16 protein-coding genes and 1 pseudogene are annotated in these 15,139 nt (G+C 70.0%); 11 read left to right on the plus strand and 6 right to left on the minus strand.

Annotated elements, in window-relative coordinates:
- Positions 1 to 21 precede the first annotated feature (21 nt).
- From QZ753_RS03790 to QZ753_RS03800, 3 genes are read right to left on the minus strand one after another with little or no spacing between them, the layout of a single operon-like run.
- Positions 22 to 732, minus strand: a complete 711-nt coding sequence (locus tag QZ753_RS03790; protein WP_294641360.1) for a PIG-L deacetylase family protein — start codon at positions 730 to 732, stop codon at positions 22 to 24.
- Positions 729 to 1,826: an acyl-CoA dehydrogenase family protein gene (locus QZ753_RS03795; protein WP_294641361.1), complete on the minus strand. Its 1,098-nt coding sequence runs from the start codon at positions 1,824 to 1,826 to the stop codon at positions 729 to 731. The genes QZ753_RS03790 and QZ753_RS03795 overlap by 4 nt, the downstream gene beginning before the upstream one ends.
- Positions 1,816 to 2,904 carry a glycosyltransferase gene (locus tag QZ753_RS03800; protein ID WP_294641362.1) on the minus strand — a complete coding sequence of 363 codons (1,089 nt, stop codon included), beginning with the start codon at positions 2,902 to 2,904 and terminating at the stop codon, positions 1,816 to 1,818. The genes QZ753_RS03795 and QZ753_RS03800 overlap by 11 nt, the downstream gene beginning before the upstream one ends.
- A gap of 304 nt (positions 2,905 to 3,208) precedes the next feature.
- Between QZ753_RS03800 and QZ753_RS03805 the strand changes: the two genes are divergently transcribed.
- Entirely contained in the window at positions 3,209 to 3,967 is a 759-nt protein-coding gene (locus QZ753_RS03805; protein ID WP_294641363.1) for a Crp/Fnr family transcriptional regulator, read from the plus strand.
- Positions 3,968 to 3,985: 18 nt separating this feature from the next.
- Here the strand turns inward: QZ753_RS03805 and QZ753_RS03810 are convergent, their stop codons facing one another.
- Positions 3,986 to 4,891, minus strand: coding sequence for a LysR family transcriptional regulator (locus QZ753_RS03810; protein ID WP_294641364.1), 906 nt, complete (start codon positions 4,889 to 4,891; stop codon positions 3,986 to 3,988).
- A gap of 133 nt (positions 4,892 to 5,024) precedes the next feature.
- Between QZ753_RS03810 and QZ753_RS03815 the strand changes: the two genes are divergently transcribed.
- From QZ753_RS03815 to QZ753_RS03860, 10 genes are all read left to right on the plus strand, one after another.
- Complete coding sequence (locus QZ753_RS03815; RefSeq protein ID WP_294641365.1) at positions 5,025 to 5,747, plus strand: LamB/YcsF family protein; 723 nt, start codon at positions 5,025 to 5,027, stop codon at positions 5,745 to 5,747.
- Positions 5,748 to 5,792: 45 nt separating this feature from the next.
- The gene (locus tag QZ753_RS03820; protein ID WP_294641366.1) at positions 5,793 to 6,026 is read left to right on the plus strand and encodes an acetyl-CoA carboxylase; all 234 of its coding nucleotides are present in this window, start codon (positions 5,793 to 5,795) and stop codon (positions 6,024 to 6,026) included.
- Entirely contained in the window at positions 6,023 to 7,390 is a 1,368-nt protein-coding gene (locus QZ753_RS03825) for an acetyl-CoA carboxylase biotin carboxylase subunit (RefSeq protein ID WP_294641375.1), read from the plus strand. Before QZ753_RS03820 ends, QZ753_RS03825 begins: the two co-directional genes overlap by 4 nt.
- An 11-nt stretch (positions 7,391 to 7,401) precedes the next feature.
- Positions 7,402 to 8,277 carry a carboxyltransferase domain-containing protein gene (locus QZ753_RS03830; protein WP_294641367.1) on the plus strand — a complete coding sequence of 292 codons (876 nt, stop codon included), beginning with the start codon at positions 7,402 to 7,404 and terminating at the stop codon, positions 8,275 to 8,277.
- Positions 8,267 to 9,238 carry a biotin-dependent carboxyltransferase family protein gene (locus QZ753_RS03835; RefSeq protein ID WP_294641368.1) on the plus strand — a complete coding sequence of 324 codons (972 nt, stop codon included), beginning with the start codon at positions 8,267 to 8,269 and terminating at the stop codon, positions 9,236 to 9,238. Before QZ753_RS03830 ends, QZ753_RS03835 begins: the two co-directional genes overlap by 11 nt.
- 188 nt (positions 9,239 to 9,426) lie before the next feature.
- Positions 9,427 to 10,185 carry an ABC transporter ATP-binding protein gene (locus tag QZ753_RS03840; protein ID WP_294641369.1) on the plus strand — a complete coding sequence of 253 codons (759 nt, stop codon included), beginning with the start codon at positions 9,427 to 9,429 and terminating at the stop codon, positions 10,183 to 10,185.
- Entirely contained in the window at positions 10,182 to 10,916 is a 735-nt protein-coding gene (locus QZ753_RS03845) for an ABC transporter ATP-binding protein (protein WP_294641370.1), read from the plus strand. The genes QZ753_RS03840 and QZ753_RS03845 overlap by 4 nt, the downstream gene beginning before the upstream one ends.
- 2 nt (positions 10,917 to 10,918) lie before the next feature.
- Positions 10,919 to 11,824 (plus strand): branched-chain amino acid ABC transporter permease, encoded by a 906-nt coding sequence (locus QZ753_RS03850; protein ID WP_294641371.1) that lies wholly within the window; start codon positions 10,919 to 10,921, stop codon positions 11,822 to 11,824.
- A 4-nt stretch (positions 11,825 to 11,828) separates the two neighbouring features.
- Positions 11,829 to 12,917, plus strand: a complete 1,089-nt coding sequence (locus tag QZ753_RS03855; protein ID WP_294641372.1) for a branched-chain amino acid ABC transporter permease — start codon at positions 11,829 to 11,831, stop codon at positions 12,915 to 12,917.
- Between the two features lie 43 nt (positions 12,918 to 12,960).
- Complete coding sequence (locus tag QZ753_RS03860; RefSeq protein ID WP_294641373.1) at positions 12,961 to 14,154, plus strand: ABC transporter substrate-binding protein; 1,194 nt, start codon at positions 12,961 to 12,963, stop codon at positions 14,152 to 14,154.
- Between the two features lie 105 nt (positions 14,155 to 14,259).
- Here the strand turns inward: QZ753_RS03860 and QZ753_RS03865 are convergent, their stop codons facing one another.
- Entirely contained in the window at positions 14,260 to 14,925 is a 666-nt protein-coding gene (locus tag QZ753_RS03865; protein ID WP_294641374.1) for a nuclear transport factor 2 family protein, read from the minus strand.
- Positions 14,922 to 15,139 (minus strand): annotated as a pseudogene (locus QZ753_RS03870) (aspartate aminotransferase family protein); the annotation flags it as partial. The gene QZ753_RS03865 and the pseudogene QZ753_RS03870, both read right to left, overlap by 4 nt.

Genomic DNA, 15,139 nt, shown 5'->3' on the forward strand with positions numbered 1-15,139 from the left:
GGCGACGATCGATCGCCTTCGTCACAAGGGGCGCCAGTAGGTTTCGACGGGGCCGGTCAGGCGCTCGATCGTCGCCTCGGTGAGGCAAAAGGCCGTCGGATCGTCGTGGATCAACTCGCCGCACTGGCTGCGGTGCGCGGCGACGGCCCGTCGCTTGGCCGGCAGTGCATTGCCGATCGCATAGCCGACACGCTCCATCTCGCCCGGGCGGGGATGGTCGTCCGCGACCCCGATCTCGTCGAGCCAGATCGCATATTCCAGCGTTGCGGGCGCCATCCCTGCGCTGTCGAGCGCGCGGGTGACGAGGCTCCAGGCGTCGCGGTGGTCGCGGTGAGGATCGCGCCGCCACGGCAGAAGCACGACATCGGGCTCGACCGATCGCACGATAGCGGTAACGCCTTGAAGCGCCGCCGCGTCGCCGGGCGAGCCGTGCGGGGGCAGGTCCGCGTCGGGCAGGCGCAGGAACGTGCGCGGCGCCGATCCGAGGCCAAGTTCGCGCAACGCGCTTGCAGCTTCCGCCTCGCGCGTCGCCGCGAGCCGCGCGCGCGGCCAGGTTGGCGAATGGAGGTGCGAGGCGCCACCGTCGGTGACGAACAGGACATGGATGAGACGCCCGCGGCGCGCGAGGTGCCAGAGGAGGCCGCCGCAGCCGAGCGCTTCGTCGTCGGGGTGGGGCGCGACCACGAGCACGCGTTGAGCGTCGAGCGACGCGGGGTCGAGGGGAGGGGTCATCGGGGCTCCGTCGCTCCGAAGGTTCGGCCGGGCTCCCAGCGGCCGTCGGCGATCGCCGCGCCGAGACCGGCCAGCGCGCCGTCGGGGTTCGGCTGGCGCAGATATGTCCGGAGATCGCGCATCAGACGCTCCAAGGGATGGGGCGCGATCAGGCCGGCGGCGCCGACGCCGCGCTCGGCCTCCTCCAGGACACCGAGCGCCGCCGCCTCGACCGCGCCGCGGGCGGCATTCGCGGTGGCGACGAGCGGTTCGGGCGCGGCGCGGCCGGCAGCCACCGCGGCCCATTCGCCGGCCGCCCGGTCGAGCCAGCCGTAGCCGCCTTCCACCGCCGCGCCCATCCGGGCCACGCGTTGCGCCTGGTAGGGATCACCGATCCGCCCGCTTGCCCGCAGATGAGCGACCACGGCATCGAAGACGGCGTGCATGCCGCCGACCTGCACGGCGACGAAGCGGATCGCGCCGGCAAAGAACCAGGGCGCCTCGAGATAGGCGTCGGGGTCCCCGAGGATCCGATCGGGCGTTACCGCGACATCGGTGAAGTCGACCACATGGCTTCCCGAGGCACGCATGCCCATCGGCCGCCACCAGGAGCGATCGACAGGAAGGCCGGCGAGTGGCACCACGATCATCACCCGCCCTGCGGGCTCACTGACGGTGACGATCGCGTGCGACAGGCCGTCGACGCCGGAGGCATAGGTCTTGGCACCCCGCAGGCGCCCGCCGTCGAGGCGCAGCGGATCGTCCGGCTTGTCGGTGTTCCAGACGCCGAAGACGCCCCCCTCGCGCGCCAGCGCGTCGAAGCGCGCGCGCTGGGCCGGCGTGCCATGACGGCGCATCAGAGCGAGCGCGTTGACGTGGCCTTCGTAGATCCGCCCGACGGCGAGGTCGGCCCGGCCGACGGCCGCGAGGTGCCGCAGCAGCGTGCCGATCTCAGCATGTTGCAGCGGCGGATCGGCGACGAGGCCGGCCCGCCGCAAGGCCTCGAAGGCCCGCTCGGGAAAGGCGCCGTCGCGGTCGCGTGCCGTCGCATCCGCGGCGATGGCGCGATGCAGGTCGTCGCCGGTCTCGCCGGCCTCGAAGCGGTCAGGCCGCACGCATCGTCCCCTCGTAGGTCGCGATCAGGCCGCCGATCGCCGCCAGCGCCTCGCCGATCGGGACGGTGGCCTTGGCGTCCGGCTCGTCCGGTGCGAAGCGCTCCACCAGCCAGCCGGCCGTATGCGCTTCCGGCGCGTCCCGAAGCGTCCTCGGGTCGAGCCCGAGCGCCCGCGCGGCCCGCTCACGTGCGGGTGCAGCGAGGCGGACAAGATCGCGCACCGCCCGGCGCCGCTTCAGCCGCGCCTCGACGCGGGCCGGCGCCTCCACGAGATGGGGGCGCCCTTCGCTCTCGGCCCGCATCCAGGCCTTCAGGCAGTCGGCCATGCCGCCTTCGGCCCGGCCGATGAGGCGCGCCGACACCTCGACCCGCACGTCGAGCGGGTGCACGAGCCTTGCGCCCGCCGCGCGGGCAAGGCTGACGAGGGCGAGGTCCTCGCGCCGGGAGAGCGGCGGCAGGCCGCCGAGGGCGCGGTAGAGATCGGCGCGGATGGCGAGGCTCCCGCCCGTGTGGTCGCCATGGCGGGGCCAGGGGTCGTGGTCGAGCGGGTCGATGAGGGCGGCGAGGCGGTCGCAATGCGCGGCATAGGCGGCGGCCGCGCCCGCCCTCGCGTTGAAGGCGGGGCCGAGGCGCTCCTCCTCCTCGCGGTTGCCGGTGAGCTTGCCGCCGACGAGGTCCGCGCCGCGGTCGAGCGCGCGGACGGTCGCCGCGATCCAGTCGCGGTCGGGCACCGCGTCGGCATCCGTGGTCAGGACCGCGCCAAGGCCGCGCGTGCAGAGCGCTGCCGCGCGGTCCATCGCCATGCGCCGCGCCGTGCCGACATGGGCGCTCGCGGCCGGCAGATCGACGTCGATCACCTCGGCTCGCAGGCGGGGAAGGTCGCGCAATGCCGCCTCGCAGATCGTGCGGGTGCCGTCCGTGCAGTTGTTGAGAACGAGCACCACGGGCACGGTCCCGGCGCCCCCGCCGAAGGACTGGCCGTTCAGGGCGCGCAGCAACGCCGCGATCCGCCGCGCCTCGTTGCGGACGGGCACCGCGACCACGGGTTGCCAGGACACTGCTGTGGGGGAACCCGTCATCCGGCAACGCTCCTTCCATGGGCCGCGATGCGGGGCGCGGATCCCTTTTTTCGCAGTTGGCGTTTCCCCCATGGGCGGACAGAGGTTCGGCATGCCGGAACAGGCCAATGTTTCCCGTCGCCCCTAAGATCTGCACGGCTACCGATCGGCCGCGTCGATACGCCAGCCGGGATGAATTCCGGCCTCGCCGACTGAACGAGACGTCCGATCCTTCGAGGCGCTGGCGATCGAAACAACGCTGTCGCAAGCCTATGCAGTCGGCTACATACAGGCCCGAGCCCGATCATTTCGTAAGGAGCCGGAGATGATCCCCGCAAACGACGATGCCCTGCGCCTCCTGCAGTTGCGCCTGGCGGCCCACAAGCCGTTCGGCGCGGCGGAGCGCGATCTTCTGGCGAGCCTGCCCTGGCGCGTCGAGGATATGGCGGCGCGCCGCAGCTTCGTGCGCGAGGGTGACCGGCCGAAGCACTCGTGCCTGATCCTGCAGGGGCTCCTGGCGCGCGCCCGCTACACGGTGGACGGCCAGCGCCAGATCCTGTCGATCCACGTGCCCGGCGACATGCCCGACCTGCAGAGCCTGCAGGTGCCGCACATGGACCACGACCTCGAGACGGTGGTGCCCTCGCGCGTCGCGTTCGTGCCGCATGCCGAGCTTCGCCGCGTCTGCGACGCCTCGCCGCTCCTCGCCTCCTCGCTGTGGCGCGAGAGCCTGATCGACGCGGCGCTCCACCGGGCGGCGATCTTCCGCAACGGGCAGTTGGACGCCGAGGCGCGCCTCGCCCATTTCCTGTGCGAGATGTACCTCCGGCACAAGGCGGTCGGCCTTGCGGACGACGGCGGCTTCGACCTCGCGCTGTCGCAGCAGCAGATCGGCGACGTCCTCGGCCTCACCCTCGTCAGCATCAACAAGGCGGTGCAGGCGCTGCGCGCGCGCGAGCTTATCCGCATGGAGAAGGGGCATGTCGACGTTCTGAACTGGAATGCGCTGTCGCGCCTCGGCCAGTTCGACGGGGCGTTCCTTCATCTCGAGGAGAAGGACGCCTCGCTGGCGGCCGCCGGCTGATCGTCGTGATCGGCGCCGTCACCCGCCGCCGCCCATCGTCACCGACATGAAGGCGCGGAACACGGCGGCCTGGGGCGGGATGTCGCGCGCACGGGCCCAGGCGAGGCCGACGTCCATGCTGGGGATCGGCTCCACCAAGGAGCGCACCTCGATCCGCTGGCCCTCCAGCGACCAGGGCCGGTAGACCATGTCGGACAGGATCGTGACGCCCATGCCCGACGCCACCAGCGAGCGCACCGCCTCGACGGAGGCCGTGGTCAGGACGGGTCGCGGCTGGAGGCCGGCGGCGTCCCAGTAGCGGACGGCGGTGGTCTTGGCCTCGTCGACGGTCAGCATCACGTAGTTTTCGGCGGCGACGTCGGACAGGGTGATCGCGGGTCTCGTCAGGAGGTGGTGGTCGGCCGGGAGCCAGAGGCGCCGGCGCGAGCGCACCAGCGTCTCGCAGTCGATCTCGCCGCTGCGCTCGAGGTTCGAGACCAGCATCACCGCCATGTCGACGTCGCCGTCGACGACGCCCTTCTCCAGCGCGTCGCGCGGCAGTTCGGCCACCTCGACCTCGATCTGCGGGTGGAGCTTGCGGAAGCGGGCGTAGTAGCGGGACATGAAATAGCCGACCACCGTGTAGGTCATGCCGAGGCGAAGCGTACCGGCCTGACCCTCGCGGTCGCGAAGCGGGCTTTGGATCGCGGCCGCGACGGCGCCGGTGATGGCGCGCGCCCGCTCCAGGAAGCGCGTGCCCTCCATCGTCAGCCGCACGCCCGAATGAGTGCGCTCAAAGAGCTTCACGCCAAGCTCGATCTCCAGCGACTTCACCGCGGCCGTCACCGCCGACTGCGAGATGTTGAGCTCGACCGCCGCATGGCTGACCTGCCCGCTGTCGGCGGTGGCGATGAAATAGTCGAGCTGTCGCAGCGTGATCGTCATCGAACCCCTTGCCCGCCTGCCGTATCTGATTTTTCGATATCATTTTCAAAAAATGACTATTTCACAACGTGTCGAAGTTGCGCAAAAAAATTGCAACGCCAAAATTTTGGCAGTTGCGAAGGCGGGGGAGACGATGGGGGTCACACTCAACTGCGATATGGGCGAGGGCTTCGGCCTCTACGTCCTCGGCGACGACGCCGGGCTGATGCCGTTGATCGACGTCGCCAACGTCGCCTGCGGGTTCCATGCCTCGGACCCCGATCATATGCGCAAGACGGTGCGCCGTGCGAAGGAAAACGGCGTCAAGGTCGGCGCCCATCCCGCGCTTCCCGATCTCGCGGGCTTCGGCCGGCGCGAGATGAAGCTCTCGCGGGACGAGGTCGCCAACCTCGTGATCTACCAGACCGGCGCGCTGAAAGGCTTCCTCGACGCCGAGGGCATGGTGCTCAACCACATCAAGCCGCACGGCAGCCTCTACGGCATGGCCGCCCGGCAGGAGGAGGTCGCGCACGGCATCTGCGACGCGGCGGCCGTGTTCGGCGTCCCGCTCTTCGGCATGACCGGCACCCTGCACGAGACAGTCTATCAGGCGCGCGGCATTCCCTTCGTGCACGAATTCTACGCCGACCTCGACTATGCGCCCGGCGGCAAGCTGATCGTGACGCGCGAGCACGACGCCAAGGATCCCGCGCTGATGGCCGAGTACTGCCTGCGCGCGCTGCGCGAGGAGGAGGGCACCGCCAGCGATGGCAGCCGCTTCCCCGCCAAGGCCGAGACGATCTGCGTCCATTCCGACACGCCCAACGCCGTCGACATCGCGCGCGCCGTCCGCGCCGCGATCGCGCCCTGGCACTGAACTTGCAAGCCTTCGCCCGAAGCCCCGCTTTCCGGAGTTCCTGACATGCCGCAGATCCTCTCGCCGCTTCCCGGCACGTTCTATCGCAGCGCCTCGCCCGACAAGCCGCCCTACAAGGCCGACGGCGACGCGGTGGCGGTCGGTGACGTCATCGGCCTCGTCGAGGTGATGAAGTCCTTCCACGAGGTCCGCTCCGAGGTGGCCGGCGAGAACGTGCGCTTCATCGCCGACAACGAGGAACCGGTGATGGCCGGCGCGCCGCTCGCGGATCTCGACTGATGATCAGGAAGCTCCTCGTCGCCAACCGCGGGGAGATCGCGGTGCGCATCGTCCGGGCCGCGAAGGATCTCGGCATCGCGACGGTCGCCGTCCATTCGGCGGCCGACGCGGACGCCCTCCACGTCCAGCTCGCCGACGAGGCCGTCGCGATCGGGCCGCCGGCGCCCAAGAAGTCCTACCTCAGCATCCCCGCGCTCCTGAAGGCCGCCCAAGACACCGGCTGCGACAGCGTCCATCCCGGCTACGGGTTCCTCGCCGAGAACGCCGAGTTCTCCGACGCGGTGACGGCCGCCGGCCTCGTCTTTGTTGGGCCGTCCGGGGATGCGATCCGCCTGATGGGCGACAAGGTCTCCGCGCGCGACGCCGCCGCGAAGGCGGGCGTTCCCGTGGTGCCGGGCTCCAAGGGGCGGGTCGAGGGCATCGAGGCGGCGCGCGCGGTTCTCGCCGAGACTGGTTTTCCCGTAATGATCAAGGCGGCGGCGGGCGGCGGCGGTCGCGGCATCCGCATCGCCAACTCCGAAGCCGAATTCGACCAGGCCTTCCCGCAGGCCGAGGCCGAGGCGCTCGCCGCCTTCGGCGACGGCGGGCTCTATATGGAAAAGGTGATCGGCCGCGCCCGGCACATCGAGGTGCAGGTGCTGGCCGACGGCCGCGACGCGATCCACTGCTTCGAGCGCGAGTGCTCACTGCAGCGCCGCCGACAGAAGGTCTGGGAGGAGGCGCCCTCGCGCGCCCTGTCGCCCGCGCTTCGCGAGGAGCTCTGCGCCTCGGCCGTCGCGCTTGCGAAGGCCGTCAACTATTCCGGTGCCGGAACGGTCGAGTATCTCTACGACGACGCGGCCGATCGCTTCTACTTCATCGAGATGAACACCCGCATCCAGGTGGAGCATCCGGTAACGGAGGCGATCACCGGCATCGACCTCGTGGCCGAGATGCTGCGGATCGCGGGCGGCGAGTCGCTGCGGCTGAAGCAGTCCGACGTCGTCGTCAAGGGCCACGCGATCGAGGTGCGCCTCAACGCCGAGGACCCAGCGCGCGACTTCGCACCCTTTCCCGGCACGGTCGAGACGCTGCGTGTGCCCGGCGGGCCCGGCGTGCGCTTCGATTCGATGCTCTATCCCGGCTACCAGGTGCCGCCCTTCTACGACTCGCTGCTCGCCAAGCTCATCGTCCACGCCGAGACGCGGGAAGCCGCGATCGACCGGCTGGTGCGGGCCCTCGGCGAGACGCGCATCGACGGCCTGAAGACCACCAAGCCGCTCTTCCTCGCGCTCGCGGCCGACCCGGCCGTGCGCGCGGGAGACGTCCACACCCGCTGGCTGGAAGGCTGGCTCACCGACAACGCCGCGGCGCTCGGCGCCTGACAGGAGATCCGATGTCGATACGCTTCAGCTTCGGCGGCGACGAACACATCTTCGGAGAAGTCTCCGAGGAGATGTCGCTCGCCTCCTTCTTCACCGGCCTGTCGATGACGAAGGCGGTGCGCGACGCCAACATTCCCGGCGTCACCGAGATCTGCCCGGCCAATGCCAGCTTCCAGATCCGCTTCGATCCCGACAGGATCAGCCCGCAGGACCTCCTGAAGGAACTCCAGTCCTTCGAGGCGGCGGCGGCGAAGTCCGACGAGACGCTGGAGACGCGCATCATCGAGCTGCCGGTCTACTTCCAGGACCCGTGGACGCACGAGACCGGCCAGCGCTTTCGCGAGCGCCACCAGGACCCCTCGTCGACCGATCTCGAATACTCCGCCCGGATCAACGGCTACGCCACCGTCGAGGAGTTCATCGCGGCCTATTCCGGCCAGCCCTGGTTCGTCTCGATGGTGGGGTTCGTCGCGGGCCTGCCCTGGCTCTACCAGATGGTCGAGCGGCAGAGGCAGATCGAGGCGCCGAAGTATCTGCGGCCCCGCACCGACACGCCCAAGCTCACCATCGGCCATGGGGGATGCTTCGCCGCGATCTACTCGGTGCGCGGGGCGGGCGGCTACCAGATGTACGGCGTGACGCCGGCGCCGATCTACGACCCGACGCGGCAGGTAAATTATCTGCGCGACGAGATGTGCCTCTTCAAGCCGGGCGACATCGTGAAGTTCAAGGCGATCGACCGGGCCGAGTACGACGCGACGCTGGAGGCGATCGAGGCCAACACCTTCGCGCCGACGATCCGCCCCTGCACCTTCAACCTCGCCGAGTTCAACCGCGACATCGCGGGCACCAACGCCAAGCTGATGGAGCTTCTCGATGGGCATTAACGTCATTGCGCCGGGTCTCGCCACCACCGTTCAGGACCTCGGCCGTCCCGGCTACTACCACCTCGGCATCCCCGAGGGCGGCGGCATGGACCGCTTCGCCACCGTGATCGCCAACCTTCTCGTCGGCAACGACGCGAACGCGGCGCTGCTCGAGGCCACCTTCATGGGGCCGGAGCTCGAGTTCACGAAGGACGCCTCGGTGGCCGTCACCGGCGGCGAGCTGCCGCCCAAGGTCAACGGCGAGGAGCGCCCGACCTGGGAAAGCTTCCCCGTCAAGGCCGGCGACCGGCTCTCCTTCGGCTTCCTGAAGGGCGGCGCGCGCGCCTATATCGCGATCTCCGGCGGCATCGACGTGCCGGTCGTGCTCGGCTCGCGCACGACCTACGTGCTCGGCGCCCTCGGGGGCTTCGAAGGCCGCGCGATCAAGGCGGGCGACGTCCTGCCGGTGGGTGAGGGGCCGAACACGACGAGTCGCAGCCTTCCCGTCCACCTCCGGCGCGAGCGGCCGATCCCGGCGGAACTGCGCATGCTGCCCGGCATCTACTGGCACCGCATCACCGACGCCGCCGGCAAGCGCTTCTTCGAGGACACGTGGAAGGTGGCGCCGGAGGCCGATCGCATCGGCTATCGCTTCCGCGGCGGGGCGCCGCTGGAGTTCGTGGAGCGCGAGCAGCCCTTCGGCGCGGGCTCCGACCCCTCCAACATCGTCGACGCCTGCTATCCCTACGGCTCCGTCCAGGTGCCGAGCGGCACTGAGCCGATCGTGCTCCACCGCGATGCGGTCTCGGGCGGCGGCTACATGATGCTCGGCGTCGTGATCTCGGCCGACATGGACCTGATCGCGCAGTTGCAGCCGCACACGCCCGCCCGCTTCCAGCCGGTGACGATGGACGAGGCGCTGGCGGCTCGGGCCGACGCCAAGGCAGCGCTCCAGCGCGCCAGGGATCACGTCGCGGGCTGAGCGCCTGCCGAGAGGCGCGCCGGTGGGGCCGGCGCGGGGAGCTCCATGAGGGATGTCCGGCCGCGGCCGGGCGTCCGCAGTGACCGGCCCGCTTGGCCGGTTCGAAGGGGGCCTTGGCGAATTGCCGACGGTCCGGCCATCCGGCCGGACGTCGCGCCCTTCCATCGCGATAGAAAGGGGAATGGCGCATGCGAAGCTTGAGGGCGGACTCCGTCTCCGTCGCCTTTGCCGGGCTGAAGGCCCTGTCGGCGGTGGATCTCGAGATCGAGCCGGGGCGCATCACCGGCCTGATCGGGCCAAACGGCGCCGGTAAGACGACGCTCGTCAACGTCCTGACCGGCTTCCAGGCGCCGACCGGCGGCGCCGTGCAGCTCGACGGCGCCAGCCTCTCCGGCCTCAAGCCCTTTCAGGTCCGCCGCCGCGGCATCGCGCGCACCTTCCAGGGCGGGCGGCTGTTCCGCGATCTCGCCGTGATCGACAATCTCGAGGTGACCGGCGTCGGGCTCGGCCTGTCGCGCCGGCAGGCGGTCGCCGAGGCCGAGGCGATGCTGCGCTGGATGGGCATCGCCGATCTCGGCCCCCGCATCGCCGGCACGCTCCCCTATACCGACGAGCGGCGGGTCGCGATCGGGCGCGCGCTGATGGGCCGTCCGGCCTTCGTGCTCCTCGACGAGCCGGCGGCAGGCATGAGCGGGCCGGAGGCATCCGAACTCTCGGCGCTGATCCGGCGCATCGCCGCCGATCTCGGCTGCGGCGTCCTTCTCATCGAGCACAATGTCGGGCTGGTGCTCGGCCTGTGCGAGCACATCGTGGTGCTGGATTCGGGCGCCGTGATCGAAGAGGGGGCGCCCGCCGCCATCCGCGCGAGCGAGAAGGTGCGCCACGCCTACATGGGCACGGCCGCCGATGCCCCGGTTCCCGTCGAAGCGCTGGAGGTGACCCTGTGAGCCTTCTCGAACTCTCCGGCATCACCATCCGCTACGGCCGCCTCACCGCCGTGCGCGAGGTGTCCTTCTCGCTGAACGAAGGCGAGATCCTCTTCGTCACCGGCCCGAACGGGGCGGGCAAGTCCTCGCTGATGCGGGCGATCGCCGGCGTCACCCGGCCCGCCGAGGGCACGATCCGCCTTGCCGGCACCGACATCACCGCCGAGAAGCCGGAAGGCATCGCCCGCCTCGGCGTCTCCATGGTGCCGGAGGGGCGCGAGGTCTTCGGCTCGCTCACCATCGAGGAGAACCTCATGGTCGGCACCGGCATGCGCGCCAAGGACCCCGGCGCCAAGGCGCGGGCGGCGGCCGAGCTCGAGGCCGTCTACGCCACCTTCCCGATCCTGAAGGAGCGCCGCCATCAACAGGCCGGCCTCCTGTCCGGCGGCCAGCAGCAGATGCTCGTCATCGGCCGCGCCCTGATGACGGGGCCGAAGCTGATCGCGATCGACGAGCCGTCGCTCGGCCTCGCCCCCAACATCACCGACCAGGTCTACGAGCGGCTGATCGCGCTGCAGCGCCAGCGCTCGCTGACGCTCCTCGTCGTCGAGCAGAGTTCCACCCGCGCGGTGATGGTCGGCGGGCGGATGATCCTGATGCGCGGCGGCCGCGTCCTCCTCGACGGCGACGCGCGCGAACTGGGGCACGGCGAGGCCATCAAGGCCGCCTATTTCGGCTACGAGGAGCACTGATCATGCTGCAGGTCGTCTTCGACGCGCTCTCGCTCGGCTCCCTCTACGCCCTCGGCGCGCTCGGCATCGCGCTGATCTTCGGCGTCATGCGCCTCGTCAACTTCGCCCACGGCGACGTCATCGCCTTCTCGATCTTCGCGCTGCTCTGGCCCTCTACGGATGCCATGGCGATCGTCTTCGCCGGCCAGCTGCCCTGGTATCTCCTCGTGCCCTTCGTGCTTCTCGTCGGCGCCGGGCTGTCGGTCCTATGCGAGATCACCATCTTCCGGCGCTTCCGGCACGCCAGCCCCGCCACGATGATGATCGCCTCCTTCGCGCTCGGCTTCGTGATCCGCTACTTCCTCCTGATGCTCTTCACGAGCCGGCCGAAGTCGATCTCGCTTCTGCCGGGCCTCTCTCAGCCGGTCGAGATTCTGGGCGCGCGCCTGCCGCTCCTCCAGCTCATCACCATCGTGGCCACCGTCGCCATTCTGATCGCGCTGACGCTGTTCCTGCGCCGCACGCGCTTCGGGCTGGAGATGCGCGCGGCGGCCGAGAACTTCTCGATGGCGCGGATGCTGGGCGTGAAGGCCAACCGCGTCATCATGGGCGCCTTCGCGCTGTCGGGCGCCTTGGCGGCGGCGATCGGCCTGATCTTCGGCTCGCAGACCGGCACCGTCGACATCCAGATGGGCGCCTCGCTGATGCTGATGGCCTTCATCGCCACGGTGATCGGCGGGCTCGGGAGTCTCGCGGGCGCGGTGCTCGCGGGCTTCCTCCTCGGCGCCGCGTCGGTGGTCATGCAGGTCGCCCTGCCGCTCGACGCCCGCGCCTTCCGCGACGCCTTCGTCTACGCCGCCGTGATCCTCGTGCTCCTGTTCCGCCCGCAAGGGCTGATCGCAGCGCGCGGTACCAAGGAAAGGGTCTGATCCCATGACCACGCCCTCCGCATCGCTCCCCATGGCGGCCGCCTCTCTCGGTGAGGCGCGTAAGCCCGCGCGCTTCGCGCTCGCCGGGCGCACGATCCTGACGCCGGTCCTCCTGTCCCTGATCCTCATCGCCATCGCGGCGGCCACGGTCTGGACCGGCTCGCGACCCTTCAACCAGACGGTGATCGACGTCTTCGTGCGCGTCATCTTCGTGGTCGGCCTCTACATCTTCATCGGCAATTCCGGCGTCCTGTCCTTCGGTCATGCCGGCTTCGCGTGCCTCGGCGGCTACATGGCGGCCTGGCTCACCATCAACCCGGTGATGAAGGCGAGCGCGCTGCCGGGCCTGCCCGACCTCATCCTCGCCGCGCGCCTGCCCTACTGGCAGGCGGCGGCGCTCGCCGCGCTCTTCGCCGGCCTCGCGGCCCTCGTCTTCGGCCGGGTGCTGATGCGCCTGTCGGGCATCGCCGCCTCGATCGCGACCTTCGCGGTGCTCGCCATGATCAACACGATCTACGCCAACTGGGATTCGGTGACGGGCGGCACCTCGTCGGTGGTCGGCATCCCGATCGTGCGCACCCTCTGGCCCTACCTGATCGGCGCCGTGGTCGCGGTCTTCGTCGCCTGGGCGCATGCGATCTCGCGCTCGGGGCTGGCGCTGCGGGCCGCGCGCGACGAGCCGACGGCGGCAGCTGCGTCGGGCGTCGACATCCCACGCGAGCGCCTTGTCGCCTTCACCGTCTCGGGCGCCGTGATGGGCATGGGCGGCGCGCTGATGGCGCATTCCGTCGGCGTCGTCACGCCCGACACGTTCTATCTCGGCCTCACCTTCATCACGCTGTCGATGCTCGTCGTCGGCGGCATGAACAGCCTGACCGGGGCCGTTCTTGGCACCGTCATCCTTTCCGCTCTGATCCAGATCCTGCGCTGGTTCGAGGCGGGCGTGGCCGTCGGCGGCACCGAGATCGCCCTGCCGAAGGGCCTCCAGGAGATCGCCCTCGGCGTCATCATGATCGTGATCCTCGCGCTCCGGCCGGCCGGCCTCTTCGGCCGGGCCGAGATCACGCTTCGTCGGAAGTCCCGCAACATCTGATCCCGCCGGCCTGACGCCGGACGGTCCAGCAAAGGAGACGTGCATGACAAAGACCCAGCACTTCGTCGCAGCCGCCCTGGCCTCGGTGGCTCTCACCGCGCCGGCCTTTGCGGCCGACGACACGATCAAGATCGGCTTCGCCACGGCCGAGTCGGGCTTCATGGAGGCCTACGACAAGCCGGCGACCGACGCCGCGCTCATCCGCATCGACGAGATCAACAAGGCGGGCGGCCTTCTCGGCAAGAAGATCGAGGTGGTCAAGGCCGACACCAAGTCCGACCGGGCGGAAGGCGCCAAGGCCGGCCTCACCGTGATCGACGAGGGCGCCGACCTCGTGGTCGTCTCCTGCGACTACGACTTCGGCTCGCCGGCGGCGCTCGCTGCCGAGGACGCGGGCAAGGTCTCGTTCTTCCTGTGCGCGGAATCGGTCAAGGCCGGCATCCAGGGCGTCGGCCCGCTCTCCTTCTCGGCCTCGGTTCTCGCCCCGGTGCAGGGCGCGGCGATGTCGGAATGGGCGTTCAAGGAGAAGGGCGCTAAGGACTTCTACAAGCTCCTCGACACCTGGACCGTCTACAACAAGGGCATCTGCGACGGCTTCGACTGGATGATGCCCAAGCTCGAGGCGCAGGGGGCCAAGCTCGTCGGCGAGGATACGTTCAAGAACGAGGACGCCTCGATCGCCGCGCAGATCACGCGCATCAAGTCGCTGCCCAAGGAGCCCGACGCGATCATGCTCTGCACCATGATGCCGGGCGGCGTCTCGGCGGTGAAGCAGATTCGGGCGGCCGGCATCAACTCGATGATCCTCACCGGCTCGGGCATGGACGGCAGCTACTGGCTGCCCGCGGTGCCCGACCTGTCGAACTTCTTCATCCCGGTCCAGGGCTCGATCTACGGTGACGACCCGAACCCGGACGTCAAGAAGTTCAACACCGCCTTCAAGGAGAAGACCGGCGCCGACCCGTCCAGCCAGTACGCCTATCCCGGCTACGTGATGGTGGACGTCTGGGCGAAGGCCGTCGAGCGCGCCGGCTCGACCGACGCCGAGGCCGTGGTGGCCGAGCTCGAGAAGATGAAGGACGAGCCGACGCTCTTCGGACCGCGCACCTTCACCTCCGAGCTGCACCACCAGAACAACGCGACCTATCTCGTGGTCGACGTCGAGAAGGGCAAGCCGGGCGTCGTCGGCAAGTGGACCCTGTCCGAGCCCGTTCCGATGGACGCGATCATGAAGTGAGGAACAGGGCGCCGCAGCGATGCGGCGCCTCCACGACATGAAGTTAAGGCCCCGGCCGCATCGCGCGGCCGGGGCCTTATTCGTCTGCCCGATGGCGACCGGTCGTCAGGTCCGGTTCTTGCGATACGAGTCCTTCAGCGAGATGAGATCGCCGTCGAAGTGGAAGATGTCGCAGCCGTCGACCTCGACGCGCGCGCCCGCCGCGGACGTGCCGACGAAGCGCCAGGACGAGAGGCCTGTCTCGCCCGAGACGGCGTGCGCGCCCTTCGTCCAGGCGGCGTCCGGAAAGGCCGCGAACAGCGCAGCAAAGGCGGCGCGCACGGCCTCGCGGCCCTCGTGGCGCGCGCCTTCGGGCCCGGGGCCGGCCGAGCCGTGGAAGGCGCAAGCGTCCGCCATGCAATCCATCAGCCCGTCGACGTCGTGGGCGTTCCAGGCGCCCATGAAGCGGTCGAGGGTCGCCAAACGGCGGGCGGAGAGATCGCTCTCCACCGCCTCGACCTCTAGGAAGGCGAGCGGCGCGTCACCGCCGTTGACGACGTTGTGCGCGACTCCGGTGCGCCGGGAATAGGGTACGCCCTGGCGCAGATCGGCGCTCGCCTCGCCGCCGTCGGGCAGGCCGAGATCGAGGCGGCCATCGGTGAGGGGCACGATGACGTAGTCGTGGCCGTGGATGTGCCAGCCCGTCTCGGCACCCGGTGCGAAGCGCCATTCCGTCACCTTGAAACGCCCGTCGTCGATATGGACGACGGGCTCGGCCTTGGCCCGGCTCACAGCAGCCCCTCGGCCTTGGCGGCATCCGTCAGGCGATTGAGCGTTCGTCCCATGCGGGTCATGATCTCGTCGACGTCGCCCTCGGTCACGATCATCGGCGGGCAGAGCGCCAGCTGGTCGCCGATGGCGCGGAAGATCAGGCCCTCCTCGTGGCCGATCGCCGCGGCCATGCGCCCGACCGCGCCGACCGTCTCGAACGGACGCTTCGTCGCCT

The organism is uncultured Aureimonas sp., assembly GCF_913775355.1.
Taxonomy (GTDB): domain Bacteria; phylum Pseudomonadota; class Alphaproteobacteria; order Rhizobiales; family Rhizobiaceae; genus Aureimonas.

Bases quoted from the DNA above. Each gene is read 5' to 3' on its own strand.
- QZ753_RS03790 (WP_294641360.1), bottom strand. From the start codon at position 732: ATGACCCCTCCCCTCGACCCCGCGTCGCTCGACGCTCAACGCGTGCTC.
- QZ753_RS03800 (WP_294641362.1), bottom strand. From the start codon at position 2,904: ATGACGGGTTCCCCCACAGCAGTGTCCTGGCAACCCGTGGTCGCGGTG.
- QZ753_RS03805 (WP_294641363.1), top strand. From the start codon at position 3,209: ATGATCCCCGCAAACGACGATGCCCTGCGCCTCCTGCAGTTGCGCCTG.
- QZ753_RS03810 (WP_294641364.1), bottom strand. From the start codon at position 4,891: ATGACGATCACGCTGCGACAGCTCGACTATTTCATCGCCACCGCCGAC.
- QZ753_RS03815 (WP_294641365.1), top strand. From the start codon at position 5,025: ATGGGGGTCACACTCAACTGCGATATGGGCGAGGGCTTCGGCCTCTAC.
- QZ753_RS03820 (WP_294641366.1), top strand. From the start codon at position 5,793: ATGCCGCAGATCCTCTCGCCGCTTCCCGGCACGTTCTATCGCAGCGCC.
- QZ753_RS03830 (WP_294641367.1), top strand. From the start codon at position 7,402: ATGTCGATACGCTTCAGCTTCGGCGGCGACGAACACATCTTCGGAGAA.
- QZ753_RS03835 (WP_294641368.1), top strand. From the start codon at position 8,267: ATGGGCATTAACGTCATTGCGCCGGGTCTCGCCACCACCGTTCAGGAC.
- QZ753_RS03840 (WP_294641369.1), top strand. From the start codon at position 9,427: ATGCGAAGCTTGAGGGCGGACTCCGTCTCCGTCGCCTTTGCCGGGCTG.
- QZ753_RS03850 (WP_294641371.1), top strand. From the start codon at position 10,919: ATGCTGCAGGTCGTCTTCGACGCGCTCTCGCTCGGCTCCCTCTACGCC.
- QZ753_RS03855 (WP_294641372.1), top strand. From the start codon at position 11,829: ATGACCACGCCCTCCGCATCGCTCCCCATGGCGGCCGCCTCTCTCGGT.
- QZ753_RS03860 (WP_294641373.1), top strand. From the start codon at position 12,961: ATGACAAAGACCCAGCACTTCGTCGCAGCCGCCCTGGCCTCGGTGGCT.